The organism is Neisseria sp. P0021.S005, assembly GCF_051956955.1.
This window is the reverse complement of record NZ_JBQCWY010000045.1, coordinates 1-14,650: the sequence shown is the minus strand read 5'-3', so window position 1 is coordinate 14,650 and position 14,650 is coordinate 1. Positions and strand designations below refer to the sequence as shown.

13 protein-coding genes, 1 tRNA gene and 3 pseudogenes are annotated in these 14,650 nt (G+C 49.8%); 12 read left to right on the top strand and 5 right to left on the bottom strand.

Going from position 1 to position 14,650, the window contains the following annotated elements:
• Both ACTHUE_RS04710 and ACTHUE_RS04705 read left to right on the top strand, forming a co-directional pair.
• Nucleotides 1–1,922, top strand: a 1,922-nt coding sequence (locus tag ACTHUE_RS04710) for a prolyl oligopeptidase family serine peptidase (protein WP_440423063.1), incomplete at its 5' end; no start/stop codon positions are given.
• 444 nt (nt 1,923–2,366) lie between these two features.
• Nucleotides 2,367–2,558: pseudogene (locus ACTHUE_RS04705) on the top strand (aminotransferase class IV); the annotation flags it as partial.
• A 44-nt stretch (nt 2,559–2,602) separates the two neighbouring features.
• On the opposite strand, the gene ACTHUE_RS04700 reads toward ACTHUE_RS04705, so the two are convergent.
• Nucleotides 2,603–4,078 carry a DUF389 domain-containing protein gene (locus ACTHUE_RS04700; protein ID WP_049344980.1) on the bottom strand — a complete coding sequence of 492 codons (1,476 nt, stop codon included), beginning with the start codon at nt 4,076–4,078 and terminating at the stop codon, nt 2,603–2,605.
• 274 nt (nt 4,079–4,352) lie between these two features.
• A pseudogene (locus tag ACTHUE_RS04695) lies at nt 4,353–5,007 on the bottom strand (IS1595 family transposase).
• Between the two features lie 254 nt (nt 5,008–5,261).
• On the opposite strand from ACTHUE_RS04695, the gene acpP reads away from it, so the two are divergent.
• From acpP to ACTHUE_RS04670, 5 genes are all read left to right on the top strand, one after another.
• A complete protein-coding gene (gene acpP / locus ACTHUE_RS04690) occupies nt 5,262–5,498 on the top strand; it encodes an acyl carrier protein (protein ID WP_003679644.1) in 237 nt (78 codons plus the stop codon).
• Nucleotides 5,499–5,660: 162 nt separating this feature from the next.
• Complete coding sequence (gene fabF, locus ACTHUE_RS04685) at nt 5,661–6,908, top strand: beta-ketoacyl-ACP synthase II (protein ID WP_049336023.1); 1,248 nt, start codon at nt 5,661–5,663, stop codon at nt 6,906–6,908.
• Nucleotides 6,909–7,089: 181 nt separating this feature from the next.
• Complete coding sequence (locus ACTHUE_RS04680) at nt 7,090–7,782, top strand: hypothetical protein (protein ID WP_039861873.1); 693 nt, start codon at nt 7,090–7,092, stop codon at nt 7,780–7,782.
• 141 nt (nt 7,783–7,923) lie between these two features.
• Nucleotides 7,924–8,811, top strand: a complete 888-nt coding sequence (locus ACTHUE_RS04675; protein ID WP_039861922.1) for a homocysteine S-methyltransferase family protein — start codon at nt 7,924–7,926, stop codon at nt 8,809–8,811.
• Nucleotides 8,812–8,909: 98 nt separating this feature from the next.
• Nucleotides 8,910–10,340 (top strand): basic amino acid/polyamine antiporter, encoded by a 1,431-nt coding sequence (locus tag ACTHUE_RS04670; RefSeq protein ID WP_049336020.1) that lies wholly within the window; start codon nt 8,910–8,912, stop codon nt 10,338–10,340.
• Nucleotides 10,341–10,406: 66 nt separating this feature from the next.
• Here the strand turns inward: ACTHUE_RS04670 and ACTHUE_RS04665 are convergent, their stop codons facing one another.
• Both ACTHUE_RS04665 and ACTHUE_RS04660 read right to left on the bottom strand, forming a co-directional pair.
• On the bottom strand, nt 10,407–10,736 hold the full coding sequence (locus ACTHUE_RS04665) for a rhodanese-like domain-containing protein (protein WP_440361236.1): 330 nt from the start codon (nt 10,734–10,736) through the stop codon (nt 10,407–10,409).
• Nucleotides 10,737–10,786: 50 nt separating this feature from the next.
• Nucleotides 10,787–11,443, bottom strand: a complete 657-nt coding sequence (locus tag ACTHUE_RS04660; RefSeq protein ID WP_039861872.1) for a protein-L-isoaspartate O-methyltransferase family protein — start codon at nt 11,441–11,443, stop codon at nt 10,787–10,789.
• 183 nt (nt 11,444–11,626) lie between these two features.
• On the opposite strand from ACTHUE_RS04660, the gene tpiA reads away from it, so the two are divergent.
• The 5 genes from tpiA (at nt 11,627) to ACTHUE_RS04635 (ending at nt 14,004) form a co-directional block, all read left to right on the top strand.
• Nucleotides 11,627–12,400: a triose-phosphate isomerase gene (gene tpiA, locus ACTHUE_RS04655; protein WP_004519014.1), complete on the top strand. Its 774-nt coding sequence runs from the start codon at nt 11,627–11,629 to the stop codon at nt 12,398–12,400.
• 7 nt (nt 12,401–12,407) lie between these two features.
• Nucleotides 12,408–12,767, top strand: a complete 360-nt coding sequence (secG, locus tag ACTHUE_RS04650) for a preprotein translocase subunit SecG (RefSeq protein WP_004519013.1) — start codon at nt 12,408–12,410, stop codon at nt 12,765–12,767.
• A gap of 15 nt (nt 12,768–12,782) precedes the next feature.
• Nucleotides 12,783–12,868, top strand: a tRNA-Leu gene (locus ACTHUE_RS04645).
• Between the two features lie 90 nt (nt 12,869–12,958).
• Nucleotides 12,959–13,516: a UbiX family flavin prenyltransferase gene (locus ACTHUE_RS04640; RefSeq protein ID WP_004519012.1), complete on the top strand. Its 558-nt coding sequence runs from the start codon at nt 12,959–12,961 to the stop codon at nt 13,514–13,516.
• Nucleotides 13,517–13,569: 53 nt separating this feature from the next.
• Entirely contained in the window at nt 13,570–14,004 is a 435-nt protein-coding gene (locus ACTHUE_RS04635; RefSeq protein WP_004519011.1) for a pyridoxamine 5'-phosphate oxidase family protein, read from the top strand.
• A 53-nt stretch (nt 14,005–14,057) separates the two neighbouring features.
• Here ACTHUE_RS04635 and ACTHUE_RS04630 read toward each other — a convergent pair.
• Nucleotides 14,058–14,650 (bottom strand): annotated as a pseudogene (locus ACTHUE_RS04630) (polyphosphate kinase 2); the annotation flags it as partial.

Genomic DNA, 14,650 nt, shown 5'->3' with positions numbered 1-14,650 from the left:
CGCGTTTTTTAGAAAACGACAAAGCGCGCGCATTGTCCGACGGCATTTTGGCGCAGTTGCAGGACACGCGGCAGATTCCGTTTTGTCAGGAACACCGCGCGCGGATGTACCATTTCCATCAGGACGCAGAATATCCGAAGGGCGTGTACCGCGTATGTACCGCGGCGACGTACCGTTCCGGCTATCCCGAGTGGAAAATCCTGTTTTCAGTGGCGGATTTCGATGAATTGCTCGGCGACGATGTATATTTGGGCGGCGTGTCGCACTTGGTGGAAAAGCCCAACCGCGCGTTGTTAACACTGAGCAAATCGGGCGGCGATACGGCGTACACGCTGGAAGTGGATTTGGAAGCAGGGGAGTTGGTAGAAGGTGGTTTTCACTTTCCGGCAGGCAAAAACCATGTGTCGTGGCGCGATGAAAACAGCGTGTGGGTGTGTCCGGCTTGGGATGAACGCCAGTTGACCGAATCGGGCTATCCGCGCGAAGTATGGCTAGTGGAACGCGGCAAGAGTTTCGAGGAAAGCCTGCCGGTGTATCAAATTGCCAAAGACGGCATGATGGTAAACGCGTGGCGTTACCTCGATCCGCAGGGTTCGCCGATTGATTTGATTGAAGCGTCGGACGGTTTTTACACCAAAACTTATTTGCAGGTGTCGGCCGAAGGTGAGGCGAAACCGTTAAACCTGCCCAACGATTGCGACGTAGTCGGCTATTTGGCGGGTCATCTTTTGCTGACGCTGCGCAAAGACTGGAACCGCGCGAACCAAAGCTATCCGAGCGGCGCATTGGTAGCGGTGAAGCTGAATCGGGGCGAACTCGGGGCGACGCAGCTTTTGTTTGCGCCCGATGAAACGCAGGCATTGGAAAGCGTGGAAACGACCAAGCGTTTTGTCGTGGTGAGCCTGCTGGAAAACGTACAAGGCCGTCTGAAAGCATGGCGCTTTAGCGACGGCAAATGGCAGGAAGTCGAACTGCCGCGCCTGCCTTCGGGTGCATTGGAAATGACCGACCAACCGTGGGGCGGAGACGTGGTTTACCTTGCCGCCAGCGATTTCACCACGCCGCTGACGCTGTTTGCGCTGGATTTGAACGTGATGGAACTGACCGTCATGCGCCGTCAGCCGCAGCAGTTCGATTCAGACGGCATCAACGTGCAGCAGTTTTGGACGACTTCGGCCGACGGCGAGCGCATTCCTTATTTCCACGTCGGTAAAAACGCCACGCCCGACACGCCGACTTTGGTTTATGCCTACGGCGGTTTTGGCATTCCCGAATTGCCGCATTATCTCGGCAGCGTTGGCAAATATTGGCTGGAAGAGGGCAATGCCTTTGTGTTGGCGAACATCCGCGGCGGCGGCGAATTTGGCCCGCGCTGGCATCAGGCGGCGCAGGGAATCAGCAAACACAAAAGCGTTGATGATTTATTGGCAGTCGTGCGCGATTTGTCCGAACGCGGCATGAGTTCGCCCAAACACATCGGTTTGCAGGGCGGCAGCAACGGCGGCCTGATTACCGCTGCCGCCTTCGTGCGCGAGCCGCAAAGTATCGGCGCGCTGGTGTGCGAAGTGCCGCTGACCGACATGATCCGTTATCCGCTGCTGTCCGCCGGTTCAAGCTGGACGGACGAATACGGCAATCCGCAGAAATATGAAGTCTGCAAACGCTGGCTGGGCGAATTGTCTCCGTATCACAATCTTTCAGACAGCATCGATTATCCGCCCGCACTCATCACTACCAGCCTCAGCGACGACCGCGTCCATCCCGCCCACGCGCTCAAGTTCTACGCCAAACTGCGCGAAACCTCGCCGCAATCTTGGCTCTACTCGCCTGACGGCGGCGGCCATACCGGCAACGGCACCCAACGCGAATCCGCCGACGAACTTGCCTGTGTCTTGCTGTTTTTGAAAGAGTTTTTAGGGTAGAAGCAAGCAGCAGGATTGACTGTTTTGTAAAGTTGAGAAACAAAATACTCTTGTTTCGGCAAGTGAAAAGAAGGCCGTCTGAAAAACGAATATTAAAGTTTTTCAGACGGCCTTCTTTTCTTTTAACTTTCAACATATCCCGATAAAATGGACACTTTGTAAGTGATCATTGATGGAAGACGCAATTATGGCAACCGAACCGAAAAATTATACACGATTTAGAAAATAATTTCAAACAAAACAATATATTAAAACTTAAACAAATCTTTCCCGAAGTCTTTTGCGAAGACCAAATCGACTTTGAGAAACTCAAACTTGTCCTTGGCGCAGAAAACCTTGCCGGTGTGGGCGAACGTTATCAACTCGATGCTGTAGAAACTAGTAGCGTTGTTTACAGTATTTCTAGGAGAATACTGAAACATGAACATGCACAAAAACACCCGTCTCACCCCGTCTCTGGATTTGGATATCCTCAACGGCATCATGCGCCAAGCCGTGTTGCAGCAGCTGCAAACCTACTTGGGCGCGGACACCATCATCGAAACACACATCACCCGCGATATGCTCGAACGCGCAGAAAAAATCCGCCTCTCCAACGCCTTGAGAGGCGTGTTTGAGGCGGATTTGGTGTACTAGGAACAATCAATGATTTCTCGGAAATGGATAAAGCCTGAAGGCGATTATTCGTTAGACGGTTTATCTGTCTGAGACGGTTTATCTGTCTGAGACTTGTGCGTTTGCAATATGCTCACTACCTTACCCTCATAACGCTGGCGTAACCACGCCTGTATCCGCTCGTAATCTTTGGCAGGTAGTGGCTGCTCCAATTCGAGAGAGACAACGACGATATCGTCATATGTATCTGTCTTCGGTTCTGCGTTTTTTTGGCTTTCAGACTGTTCGGAAACAGGCGTTGTTTGCGCTTTATCCCAAGCCAAGCCGCGTCCGACAACGATTTTTTCCGCTTCCGGATATTGGGCTTTTAATTCCTTAAGTACCGCTGCATCGTCGATATCGGAGGCTTTGCCTGCCAGTACGGTATCGATATAGGCCTGTTGCTCTTTCAGCTCATTTTGCTGCTGAACCGGGTTGTTTTGGCTTGCCAGCAATTCTTCGATTTTGGCATTGTCCCCTCCCGCATAGACCACGTTGACCTTCGGCTCTTTCACACCTGACGCTTCAAGGCTTTTCACGAGCAAGGCGGAAATTTTCTCGGCATTGCCCGTTCCATTGACAACCAGACTGACTTTATTTTCTCTATGGTTCAACATCTTACGCAGCACGAAAAAACCTTCCTGTTGCTTCGCAGTGGCAATGGCAGCATTGGCTCTGGTGTTGAAGATCTCCTGACGCACCAGTCCTGATGCCATATAGCCGCTCGGAATCATCACAGCCAACACGACGGCAGTAATAATGATGCTTTGCAACCGGCGTTTGGATTCCGTTACCAACCCCCTGCGCGGCAGCTTGAGCAGCTTGGAAAACAACAAGGTCGAAAAAGCGATGAACACGCAGTTGATGGCAAAAAGATATGAAGCACCGAGAAAGTAGTGCCAGTTGCCATGTGCCAGTCCGTAGCCCGCAGTACACAGGGGCGGCATCAATGCGGTAGCAATCGCCACACCCGGTATGGCATTGCCTCCTTCTTTTCGAGTCAGCGCCACAATACCCGCACTACCGCCGAAGAAGGCAATCAACACATCCCAAAGGGTCGGCTGAGTACGCGCCAAAAGCTCGCTTTGCGCCTCTTTAAGCGGGGTTAACAGGAAATACAACGTAGCGGTAATCAAGCTGATGACGACGAATATAATAATATTGCGCACGGCTTGACGGATCAGCGCAGTATCCCCTACCGCCAAACCGTAACCCATACCTACAATCGGCCCCATCAACGGCGAAATCAACATCGCGCCGATCACTACCGCCGTGCTGTTTACATTTAGACCGATACTCGCCACGGCAATGGCAAACATCAATACCCACATATTGGTTCCGGACACCCGAGTATTGGCGCGGATGACGGCATCAATTTTATCGGGATGGGCCTGGTCATGCGCAAGATTGAACACATCTTGCAACTTGGTCATGGCACCATTGTCTTCTTTTGGCTGATTTTCTTGTTCTTCTTGGTTTTTAATGTTTTCTTGGTCTTGCATTTTCATCCTTAAATCAATCTTAACGATTGTCTCTGAATATTTAATTAACTGGAATTTCGGATACTGATAATTATGCTTTAATACTGATTTCAAATATGATTAAGCAGATACCTTGCAGAAGGTTAGCATACACATGAAAACGCTGACAACGCTGATCCTGCGTAGGCCTTCACGAAACCAGCATATGCAAAAACCTTCTCTCAAATCCAATTTCTACTTTTTCAGCAGCAACCGCCATCAAAATTTTTTAAGGGGCTGTACTAGTAGATTAGCCCTAAATTTCACACCATTTTTGCAGGATTTTTAGCTGCCGGGACGGTGTGCCGAAGTTAAATCGAAATTCGCATTCTTTCAAGAACAACGGGAAAGATTTGCGATCGATTCCGTTGTATTTTCGCAAGACACGTTTTGCCTGATTCCAAAAATTCTCAATGCCGTTAATGTGGTTCTGACGGTCGGCAAATTCCTTGGAATGGTTGATGCGGTAATGGATGAAACCGCTCACGTCCAACTTGTCGTAGCTACTCAGACTATCGGTATAAACAATACTGTCCGGCATGATTTTCTTTTTGATGACAGGGAGTAACGTTTCAGACTTGGCATTATCCACCACAACGGTATAGACCCGTCCGTTGCGTTTCAGAATGCCGAAGACAACCACTTTTCCTGCCGCACCGCGACCACGTCTGCCTTTACGCCGTCCGCCGAAATAGCTTTCGTCCAGTTCGACAGAGCCCTCAAAAACCTCATCGGCAGCCAAGGCCAAATGATAGTTGATAACCATGCGGATTTTACGGTAGAACAGTGCTGCCGAATTGGGATGGATACCCAAAATATCGGCGGCAGAACGGGCGGTAACTTCGAGTACAAAAAAACGAAGCAGTTCTTTCTGTACTTTTTTTCTTTAATTTGCAGTGAGTTATCTTCATATTTCGAGGGTAACATATCTGCTAATCTAGTACAGCCCCTTGTTTTTAATAATGTTAATGTTGATACGTAACAAAAACAAATTCCTGCTTGTAGGTTAAAATCAGCATATGCTAATATGCGCAACAACAGGTTTTTCCAGAATAATCTGTGCTAAAATGCAGGATTAGATGGAAAACTCTATCCAAATTCGGTACAATACCGACGAATTATTTCCCTTAAACAACCTGCCGCAAGGCGAAAAGGAACGACTGACATGTCAAACATCGAACAACAAGTTAAAAAAATTGTTGCTGAACAACTGGGCGTAAACGAAGCCGAAGTGAAAAACGAATCTTCTTTCCAAGACGATTTGGGTGCTGACTCTCTGGACACCGTAGAACTGGTGATGGCTTTGGAAGAAGCTTTCGGCTGCGAAATCCCTGACGAAGACGCTGAAAAAATCACTACCGTACAATTGGCTATCGACTACATCAACGCCCACCAAGGCTAATCGGTCGCACCAAACATCCAGCCTCTGCTGCGCCATCGCAATAGAGGCTTTTACCTTATTATTAAACCCCTGAAATTTCAGACGGCATGAGTTTTGCCCGTTTTCACGAAGAAAAAGAGCAAGGCTGCCGCGAAAATCCCGACAACCAACAGCGAGATTATCATGAGTCAGAGAAGAGTAGTCATCACAGGTCTTGGCCAAGTATCACCGGTCGGCAACGACGTCGCCACCGCATGGAGCAATCTGCTCGCAGGCAAAAGCGGCATCGGACGGATTACCCGCTTTGACGCATCCGACATCAACAGCCAAATCGCCGGCGAAGTGCGCGATTTCGACATCGGCCAATACATCAGCGCGAAAGAAGCGCGCCGTATGGACGTGTTCATCCACTACGGTATTGCCGCCGCCCTGCAGGCCATTAATGATTCAGGCTTGGACGATTTGGAAACCCTCGACAAAGACCGCGTCGGTGTCAATATCGGCTCCGGTATCGGCGGCCTACCGAGCATTGAAGCGACCGGTAAAGCCGTCATCGAAGGCGGCGCGCGCAAAATCAATCCTTTCTTTATCCCAGGCTCGCTGATTAACCTGATTTCCGGCCATGTCACCATTCTCAAAGGCTACCGCGGCCCGAGTTACGGCATGGTTTCTGCCTGTACAACCGGCGCACACTCCATCGGCGACTCTGCACGATTGATTAAATACGGCGACGCAGACGTTATGATTGCCGGTGGCGCAGAAGGCGCGATCAGCACTTTGGGCGTCGGCGGTTTTGCCGCCATGAAGGCACTTTCCACCCGCAACGACGACCCTGCTACCGCTTCCCGTCCGTGGGACAAAGGCCGTGACGGTTTCGTTATTGGCGAAGGCGCTGGCGTGCTGGTGTTGGAAGAATTGGAACACGCGAAAAAACGCGGTGCGAAAATTTACGCCGAAATCGTCGGCTTCGGTATGAGCTCCGATGCTTACCACATTACCGCGCCTAACGAAGAAGGCCCTGCATTGGCCGTTACCCGCGCCCTGAAAGATGCCGGCCTGAATCCTGAAGACGTTGATTACGTCAACGCACACGGTACATCGACTCCTTTGGGCGATGCCAACGAAACCAAAGCCATTAAACGCGCTTTGGGCGATCATGCGCGCAAAGTCATCGTTAACTCCACCAAATCCATGACCGGCCACTTGCTCGGCGCGGCCGGCGGCGTGGAAGCGTTGTATAGCGTGTTGGCGGTACACGAGCAGAAATCTCCACCGACCATCAACATCTTTGAACAAGACGTTGAAGCCGGTTGCGATTTGGACTACTGCGCCAACGAAGCACGCGATGCGAAAATCGACGTTGCCATCTCCAATTCCTTCGGCTTTGGCGGTACCAACGGCACATTGGTATTCAAACGCTTTACAGGCTGATAGAAGGTTTAAGTAGATTGAAAAGGCCGTCTGAAACTGGATTTCAGACGGCCTTTTTTTATTTTGAAAACTAAATACTCTTGATAATCTGTATCATTTGTATAAAAATACTGATTCCTATCAATATCGCCCGGATTTTATCGGGTAATCAACCCAATTACATTTTTATCAGGAGTCTGCAATGAAAACCATCCGTATTCTGGCATTGGCCGCCGCGCTAGCCGCCGTGCCTGCATTTGCATCTGATTTTGGCCATGAACAGGCATTGACTATAGACGGTAAGCCTGCCCATTTGGCAGAAACTTCAGCCCGTATTTTGGCAAACGAAACCCTGACTGCGCCGCAACTGGTCGAAGATATCACTGATGGATTCGGTTCGAAAAAAATTCCAGGTTATAAATTGATGATTATGGGCCGCACTTATTCGGTGGCGGCAGAAACCAAACCGCCGAAAGAGGGCCAAACTCAGTGGCGGGACAATACGTTCATTCATCGCGGCGTAAAACTGTTTGTCGGTATTCCGGTCAAAAACGGCAAGATGGATTTGGCGTCTGCCAGATTGATTAATATCGGCGTGGTTGACGACAACGGTGGTGCCGCGCCTCATGATGAGGGTGAAAAAATCCGTCCGGTCGGTAAGCAGCTGATGTCCCCCGATACCAAAGTGGGAAATGTGAAACTCAATATTGCCAAACTGACGTTGCCAAATATGAAATTAGGCGAAACCAGTGGCGGTGGTGTGAAATTGGAAGCATCGGCAACATTGGACGGTAAGCCGATACAGACCAAAATCGACAGCACGTTCTCCCGCTTCTATTCCGCTAAACCAGCCGCTACACGGCCGTTTATGGCAGATGCACGGTTTGTGAAATAATCGTAAAGGCCGTCTGAAATCCTGCTTCAGACGGCCTTTTATATAACGAAACTGCATAAGTTTAGTTTTTCATAGATTAAAGGTAAGGAGTTAAAAAAGCGTAGAATGGCGATTTTAAAAATTCATCATTGGAGGTCGATCATGACGGTAACGATTTTAGACGGCGGAATGGGGCGTGAACTGCATCGGCGTGGCGCACCGTTTCGTCAGCCGGAATGGTCTGCTTTGGCTTTGATGGAAACACCGGAGATTGTACGCGAAACGCATTTGGACTTTCTTCGCGCAGGCGCACAGGTGATTACGACCAACAGTTATGCGCTTGTTCCGTTTCATATCGGGCAGGAGCGCTTTGATGCTCAAGCTGCCGAATGGGCAAGGCTTTCCGGCCGTTTAGCGCGTGAAGCGGTGGAACAAAGCGGGACTACTGCAAAAGTAGCCGCAAGCCTGCCGCCGTTATTCGGTTCTTACCGCCCTGACTTGTTTGACAAACAAGTCGCACCTGCTTTGGCGCGCCCTTTAATATCGGGTTTGATGCCGTTTGCTGATATTTGGTTGGCAGAAACCGTATCCAGCTTGGAAGAAGCGCGTTTCTGGCGCAGCAGTCTGCCTGATGACGGTAAGCCGTTTTGGGTATCGTTTACTTTGGAAGATACGATGCCGCATGATGTACCGGTGTTGCGTTCGGGAGAAACCGTGCACGAGGCGGCGGATTTCGCGGTAGAAATAGGTGCGGCGGCAATGTTGTTCAATTGCAGTCAGCCTGAAGTAATGGCAGAAGCTTTGAAAGTGGCACATGAAGCCCAAGGCCGTCTGAAACTGGGTGTGTACGCCAATGCATTTGAACCGGTACAAGGTCAGATGAACGAGGCCAACGACGGTTTGGATCCGATTCGCTCCGATGCCACGCCGAAAAATTATTTGGCATGGGCGAGACAATGGGCGGATTTGGGTGCTGAAATCATCGGCGGGTGCTGCGGTATCGCACCTGAACATATCCGTGCGTTGGCGCAAGGATTTAAGGCCGTCTGAAAGCAGCTGCATAATATTTTGATACGGTTAGAACAGGCTAAAAAAGCCGGTAATGCCGTCGCTTCACAAACACATAATGATAAAAATCAGGAATAAACATGTCGCAAAAATCTCAAATCGGCTTGGCCGCGCTGACGGCCTTGGTTATCAGTTCCATGATTGGTTCGGGTATTTTCAGCCTGCCGCAGAATATGGCTGCCGTTGCAGGTTCGCAGGCTTTGCTGTTGGGTTGGCTGATTACCGGTGTGGGCATTATCTTCCTCGGCCTGTCATTTTCGGCCTTGTCCAAACTTAAGCCCGAATTGGATGGCGGTATTTATACGTACGCCCGCGACGGCTTCGGCGATTTGATGGGTTTTTTCTCGGCGTGGGGCTATTGGCTTTGCACCACGGTCGGTATTGTCGGCTATTTGGTGGTTGCGTTTGAAGCAGTAGGCGGATTTGTCGATACGCCGGACAACGTGATTTTCGGCAAAGGCAACACATTTGCTGCTTTTGTTGGAGAATCAGTAATTGTGTGGCTGATTTACTGGTTGGTGGTGCGCGGTATTAAAGAAGCGGCAGGAGTGAACCTGATTGCGATGGCAGTCAAAGTATTTCCGCTGATTTTATTTATTGGTATGGCAGCCTATTTCTTTCAAACCGAAGTGTTTATGTCCGATTGGACAGGGGCGAGCCTTGCTACGCCTGAAAATCCTGATGTCAGCCTGATGACGCAGGTGAAAAACACAATGCTGATTACGCTGTGGGTGTTTACCGGTATTGAGGGTGCGGCGGTTTTGTCCAAGCATGCGCGAAGTCGTGCTGATGTCGGTCGAGCAACCATTATCGGCGTCAGCTTGACGCTGGCCATGTATGTGGCAATTACCGTCTTGGCTCAAGGCATTTTGCCTCGTGCGGATATTGCAGCAATGGCTAATCCGTCTATGGCGGGCGTGTTGGCGCACATGGTCGGCTCTTGGGGTAAAGTGTTGATTTCTTCCTGCCTGATTGTGTCTGTGCTGTCGTCTTATTTAAGCTGGACGCTGTATGCGACCGAGATTCCGCACATGGGTGCGAGAAACGGCGCATTTCCAAAATCGTTTATCCCGTTGAATAAAAACGAAGTGCCGCAGGGTTCATTGATGTTTACCACCTTGACCGTGCAGTTTTGCCTATTGCTGGTGTGGTTAAAAGGCGAGGATTATTCTGCCTTGCTGATGGTATCGACTTCCATGATTTTGATACCATATTTGTTAATTGGTGCATATCTGCTCAAATTATCGCTGACACAAAAGGCCGCGGCGAAATACCGTCTTATCGGCGCGGCAGCAACGCTTTATGCGGCTTGGATTGTCTATGCGGCAGGCACGGAATATTTGCTGCTTTCAGTCTTGCTCTATTTGCCCGGCGTATTACTGTTTTTCTATTCGCAAAAGAAACACTACGGAAATTGTCAGTTCAACCGTATGGAAAAAGCCGTATTGGTATTGCTGTTGATTTTGGCTGTGCCGGCCGTACAGCAGTTTGTCGCTAGCTTACAAGTGTAAGCAGAAAGGTTTGAAAAAGGCCGTCTGAAATCCAGTTTCAGACGGCCTTTTATTGATAAAACCGATTCAATATCGCATCATTTTGCTGTCTACCTGCATTGCCCAAGCATCAATACCGCCTTGCAGGTTGTAGAGGTTTTCAAATCCGGCGTCTTCCAAATACATTGCCGTGTGCAGGCTGCGGATGCCGTGGTGGCAATAGACAACAATGGGTAAATCATCGTCGGGCAGCTCGTTTTGGCGCAGGGGGATGAGGTTCATCGGGATATGAATGGCGGCGGGCATGGTGCAGATGGCGCGTTCTTCATCGGTGCGGACGTCGAGCAGATGAAATGCGCGGCCTTCGTCCTGCCATTGTTTCAATTCGGTGGGCGAGAGTTGGATGATGTCGGTCATAGGGTTGGGTAAAAGCATGAGGCCGTCTGAATTTTCAGACGGCCTGTTGTTTAAAAATCGAAATCGCCAAACGGATTGGCCGATTTGTCTTCCAAGTGTGCCACGACGGTGTCAAATAATACTTTTTCGGAAAACTCATTGCCGTTACGCGTCAGCAAAAGCACGCGTTGTACCGGTTTGCGACCGACAATGACCACCATGCGGCCGCCATCTTTCAATTGCTCTTTTAAGATTTCAGGTACGCTGTCTACTGCGCCGCCCACATAAATCGCATCAAAAGGAGCGCCTTGCGATGCTTCGGTCAGGCCGTTGTTTTGCACATAATCGACGTTGGTAAAGCCCAATTCGTCCAAAACTTTTTTGGCGCGTTGCTGCTGCTCGGCGTCGATGTCGTCGGTCACGACTTTGCCGGCCAGTTTGGACAGCAGGGCGGTTGCATAGCCTGAGCCTGTACCGATTTCTAAGACAGTTTCGTCTTTTTTCAGTTTCAAGCCTTGAGCCAGGCGGGCAACGACTTTGGGTTCCAACATCTTATGGCCGTTGGTCAGCGGCAGCTCCATATCTGCATAGGCCAAACCTTGAAAAGCCTCGCCGACAAAATGTTCGCGCTCGATCTCCTCTAAAGCATCCAAAATGTCGAAGTCCAAGACATCCCACGGACGAATCTGCTGTTCAACCATATTGAAACGCGCTTTTTCAAAGTCCATATTTGTGCTCCGTTCAATTCTTAATTTTATCGAAGCATACATTATAAATCCTTGTCGGAGAGTGTGCCATCTTTCAGACGGCCCCGGAGGCCCGTTAATAATTGCCAAGCGCACATATATCCACTAAACTTTCACATTACACGACGCTACAGCAAGCAACAACCAACACACGGAGCAATAAAGATGTATCACCAAATCGGAATGTGGGACCAAAAATGGGTTATCGGCAACTGGAAAATGAACGGCCGACTCCAAAACAACAATGCACTTATGCACCGCTTCCGTGTCATGCCAACCGCAGAACGCGTGTTAATCGGCCTGGCTGCTCCGACCGTTTATCTGTTGCAACTGCACAACGCCATGCAGATTGTTTTGAACAACCGCATCTTGACCTGTGCGCAAGACGTGAGCCGTTTCCCAAATAATGGCGCGTACACTGGCGAAGTGTCCGCTGAAATGCTTGCCGACATCGGTACAGATATCGTCCTCATCGGCCACTCCGAGCGCAGCCTTTATTTTGGCGAGAAAAACGAAATCCAACGCCGCAAAATGGAAAACGTCCTCAACGTCGGCCTGATTCCATTGTTGTGCGTCGGCGAAAGTTTGGAAGAACGCGAAGCCGGTAAAGAACACGAAGTCATTGCCCACCAGCTTTCCATCCTGCAAGGTTTGAACACCAAAAACATCGCCGTTGCCTACGAGCCGGTTTGGGCGATCGGTACAGGCAAAGTCGCCACCGTCGAACAAATCGCCGACATGCACGCATTTATCTACAAAGAAATCTTGTCTTTGTGCGGAAGCGATGTTAAAATCCGCGTTCTTTACGGCGGAAGTGTGAAAGCGGATAACGCGGCCGACATCTTCGCAGTACCTCATGTAGACGGCGCATTGGTTGGTGGCGCGTCATTATCATATGACTCCTTTACCGCCATCATCAACGCAGCACAAGCCTCGTAGAAAACATATGGAAGCCTTTAAAACCCTTATCTGGATTATTAATATTATTTCCGCTCTATTCGTAATCGTGTTAGTATTGCTGCAACACGGTAAAGGCGCGGATGCCGGCGCAACATTCGGTTCCGGCAGCGGTAGCGCGCAAGGCGTATTCGGTTCTGCCGGTAATGCCAACTTCCTCAGCCGCTCGACTGCCGTTGCTGCAACATTTTTCTTTGCGACTTGCATGGCGATGGTGTATATTCACACTCACTCCAGTAAGCATGGTTTAGACTTCAGCGATGTGAAGCAGACCCAGCAAGCTCCTAAGCCTGCAACGCCTGCACAAAACAATACAACTCCTGTTGCTCCGAATCCTCAGCAGCAGTAAGACAATTTAATTTATGCCGACATGGTGGAATTGGTAGACACGCTATCTTGAGGGGGTAGTGGCCATAGGCTGTGCGAGTTCAAATCTCGCTGTCGGCACCACATTAGGAAATCTAACCGCTTTTTAGCGGTTATTTTTTCGTCTTGAGAATCTGCCTTTCATTTATCTTTAGGCCAAGACAGGGAAATACAATGAAGCGTTTGGTTGTCGGCATCAGCGGTGCCAGCGGTTTTCAGTATGGCGTGAAGGCTTTGCAGCTTTTGCGTGAGCATCAGGTAGAAACGCATTTGGTGGTTTCGCAAGGGGCGGAGATGACCCGTGCTTTGGAAACGGATTACACTAAAGAAGACGTTTATGCTTTGGCGGATGTCGTGCATTCCGTCCGTAATGTCGGGGCAAGTATTGCCAGCGGATCGTTTTTGACGGATGGAATGTTGATTGCGCCGTGTTCAATGAAAACCTTGGCTTCGGTTGCTCACGGGTTTGCCGATAATTTGCTCAGCCGTGCGGCGGATGTAACATTGAAAGAGCGGCGCAGGCTGGTGTTGATGGTGCGTGAAGCGCCGTTAAACTTGGCACACATCGACAATATGCGCCGTGTAACAGAGATGGGCGGCATTGTGTTTCCTCCCGTTCCGGCTCTGTATCAGAAGCCAGAATCCATCGAAGATATGATTACACACAGTGTCTCTCATGCTTTGGACTTGTTCGGTATTTTTCAAACCGATGCGCCGCGCTGGCAGGGCTGATGTTTCAGACGGCCTGAAAATAAATTGAATACACTGAGAAAGAGGATAAAATCATGCAAGCGATTCCTACCAATATCGTTAAATTTTTGAGCAATCATCATGTCGTCAGTATTGCCGCTGCGGCAGACGGCGAAGTTTGGGCGGCTTGTTGTTTTTATGTGTTTGATGAGGCGAATGCCCGATTGATTGTGTTGACTTCTTTGAAAACGAAACATGGCGGAATGATGAGCCGTTCTGCCAAAGTAGCCGGTACCATTGCCGGTCAGCCTGACAGTATCACAAAAATCAGCGGCATTCAGTTTGCGGCGACTGCCGCTTTGATTGAGAATGAAGCGGATTTGAAAGCGGCGCAGTCTTTATTTTACAAAGCGCATCCTGCTGCTCGAGTGATGAAAAGTGATGTCTGGGCGTTGAATTTGGATAATGTAAAATTCACTGACAATAAATTGGTATTCGCACAAAAAACGTACTGGAATCGCGAGGATTAAGAAAAGGCCGTCTGAAAGATGAAATTTCAGACGGCCTTTGGTAAGGTTACAAATTAATCGTGTCCGAGCTCGACAGTTTTGTCTTTGTAACGTGTATCAGGAACCAAAACGATTTTCTCGTCCACTTTGCCGATGGCTTTCACGTCTTTGCCCGGATAGTCCAGCTGGTGCAGGAAGTAGCGGATACAGTTCAAACGTGCACGTTTTTTGTCGTCGGAGCGGATGATGACCCAAGGCGCGTCGCCGGTATGGGTGTGGAAGAACATGGCGTTTTTGGCTTCGGTGTAGTCGTCCCAGCGGTCGAGCGACTGGATATCCACAGGGGACAGTTTCCAGTGTTTCAGTGGGTCGTCACGACGGGAGATGAAGCGGCGGAGTTGTTCTTCACGGGATACGGAGAACCAGAATTTGAACAGATGGATACCGCTGGCAACAAGCATACGTTCCAATTCAGGAGTTTGACGCATGAAGAGCAGGTATTCGTTAGGTTCGCAGAAGCCCATTACGCGTTCTACGCCTGCACGGTTGTACCATGAGCGGTCGAAGAATACCATTTCGCCTGCGGTCGGCAGGTTTTGGATGTAGCGTTGGAAATACCATTGGCCGCGTTCGGTAGTGGTTGGTTTTTCCAAAGCAACCACGCGCG

Bases quoted from the DNA above. Each gene is read 5' to 3' on its own strand.
- fabF (WP_049336023.1), top strand. From the start codon at position 5,661: ATGAGTCAGAGAAGAGTAGTCATCACAGGTCTTGGCCAAGTATCACCG.
- ACTHUE_RS04635 (WP_004519011.1), top strand. From the start codon at position 13,570: ATGCAAGCGATTCCTACCAATATCGTTAAATTTTTGAGCAATCATCAT.
- ACTHUE_RS04665 (WP_440361236.1), bottom strand. From the start codon at position 10,736: ATGACCGACATCATCCAACTCTCGCCCACCGAATTGAAACAATGGCAG.
- ACTHUE_RS04680 (WP_039861873.1), top strand. From the start codon at position 7,090: ATGAAAACCATCCGTATTCTGGCATTGGCCGCCGCGCTAGCCGCCGTG.
- ACTHUE_RS04640 (WP_004519012.1), top strand. From the start codon at position 12,959: ATGAAGCGTTTGGTTGTCGGCATCAGCGGTGCCAGCGGTTTTCAGTAT.
- ACTHUE_RS04670 (WP_049336020.1), top strand. From the start codon at position 8,910: ATGTCGCAAAAATCTCAAATCGGCTTGGCCGCGCTGACGGCCTTGGTT.
- acpP (WP_003679644.1), top strand. From the start codon at position 5,262: ATGTCAAACATCGAACAACAAGTTAAAAAAATTGTTGCTGAACAACTG.
- ACTHUE_RS04660 (WP_039861872.1), bottom strand. From the start codon at position 11,443: ATGGACTTTGAAAAAGCGCGTTTCAATATGGTTGAACAGCAGATTCGT.
- secG (WP_004519013.1), top strand. From the start codon at position 12,408: ATGGAAGCCTTTAAAACCCTTATCTGGATTATTAATATTATTTCCGCT.
- ACTHUE_RS04675 (WP_039861922.1), top strand. From the start codon at position 7,924: ATGACGGTAACGATTTTAGACGGCGGAATGGGGCGTGAACTGCATCGG.
- tpiA (WP_004519014.1), top strand. From the start codon at position 11,627: ATGTATCACCAAATCGGAATGTGGGACCAAAAATGGGTTATCGGCAAC.
- ACTHUE_RS04700 (WP_049344980.1), bottom strand. From the start codon at position 4,078: ATGCAAGACCAAGAAAACATTAAAAACCAAGAAGAACAAGAAAATCAG.